Origin of the sequence: Coprococcus intestinihominis (assembly GCF_040096555.1) — a bacterium.
GTDB classification, from domain to species: Bacteria; Bacillota; Clostridia; order Lachnospirales; family Lachnospiraceae; genus Coprococcus_A; species Coprococcus_A intestinihominis.
This window is the reverse complement of record NZ_JBBMEK010000407.1, coordinates 1-1,758: the sequence shown is the minus strand read 5'-3', so window position 1 is coordinate 1,758 and position 1,758 is coordinate 1. Positions and strand designations below refer to the sequence as shown.

Here is a 1,758-nt window from a genome sequence, read left to right as displayed (position 1 = left end):
TCAAAAGACAAATCATTTAAATTTATACAAGTATCGTAGCCACTGACGATAGCTACTTTTTCTGTCAACGCAGATAATGTATCATTACTAACAAACAACTTTGTTCTATTTCTTCCACTTCCTTGAATTGTTATGTCTTTATCTGAAAAGATAGCACACTTTACATCTTCTTCTCTATAACTACTAAATGACTGAATGTTAAATGTTCCACTTGATAAAACAACAACTCCGTATGGATTAAGTTTTTTTATGGCGTTCATAATTTCAACTTCATCATTAACACCATCACACAAATAATCAGCATATTCTTTTTCTTCATCAGTAGAATCGTTTGCACAAACATATATTTCATTAGGTTTTGAAATTAACCATTTAGGTCTGTATCTTTTAATATATTCAACGTAACCACTATCGTTTTTCATTGTAATTGACAATGTGACATTATTTGTATTTCCTGTAAATTGAATAGCTCTTTTTTCAACATCAATTTCATAACTAATTCCGTAAACAGTGCCCTCTTTTGAAGTGTTATATAAAAATAAATCATTGACGTTAAATGTTTTTGTCGAATATACCTCATTTTCACATTTTGTTACCGTTACAAGATATATGGCAGTATTAGCATTATCAACCGCATTGGTGAAATACGCTTTTATATTTATATTTCCATCAATAGAGCACGTCCTGTAAATAGCATTTGATTTCCATTCTGGTTTACCATCACTCAATGAATATGCATACTTATTTTCATAATCTTCTATTTTAGGTAATTCGTAAAATTCGTTATCTAAAATCAATTTATGTGTAGTCAAAAGATTACTTGTTCTGTTTCTTAATTCATCAATATTTTTAGAGTTTTCTTTAACTGCTTCACCAATATCCGTTACACAATTAAACATTAGCCCTTCAAGATCATCATCGTGTACATTAAATGATACACAAATGATATTACAGCCTTCTGGTAGATTAAGTTCGTATTTATCTGTATTAGATGAATAAGATTTACCACTAATATAGTTACCACCATTGAAATATCCTACAATCATGTGAAATATAGATTTATTATCTTTTTTAGCAACGATTTTATTTGTTAAATTATTAGTTATTTTATATGAATTCCAATAGTTATTATCCCAAAAATAACCACCGGTGTCAATAAATTGTTTACCATTAAAAAACTGTGCATCGTCTAATAAATTATAGTTGTTAATAGATTTATCATAGTTAGTTAAATCGCCCTTTAACTCTCCGACCACGCTGGCCGGTGCAGCCTTCTTCGGATCAGTCAACGTTTCGTCGCTCTCTCCCGGATGGGCTTCCAGATACGTGTTCACATACCCCTGCATAGCTTCTTCCGTTGCAATCTTTTCAACACTTGCCATCCGCTCAAGCAGCTGAGTAACGATATCCGGATATGCCTCACCAATATCCATTCCATCCGGGACAGTCATCAATACAGTTCCAATTGCTGGCACTGTGTTCCACCTTGTCTGCACGTTTTCTCCGTCTGTCTTTGCAGCTAGAACCTTAAAAGCAATGAATCCGGCGCTGGCAAATACATTACCGGATAACTGCCAGGAGAAAGTAATATCGTCGCCATCAGTTGCTACATCCTCACAGAGATACAATCCTGCATTGCCTGAGAATGTTTTTCCTGCACTGTCTGACGTAATGTAACTGATGTAGATTTGATGTTTTGACAAGTCAATGCCATCTCCCACAACCTTCGGACATCTGAAATGTTTCCGTTCAACGTCC

Annotated in this window: 1 protein-coding gene; it reads right to left on the bottom strand. The window is 34.0% G+C overall.

Going from position 1 to position 1,758, the window contains the following annotated elements:
* Window positions 1-1,721, bottom strand: a 1,721-nt coding sequence (locus WMO25_RS17705; RefSeq protein WP_349086518.1) for a hypothetical protein, incomplete at its 3' end; no start/stop codon positions are given.
* Window positions 1,722-1,758 lie beyond the last annotated feature (37 nt).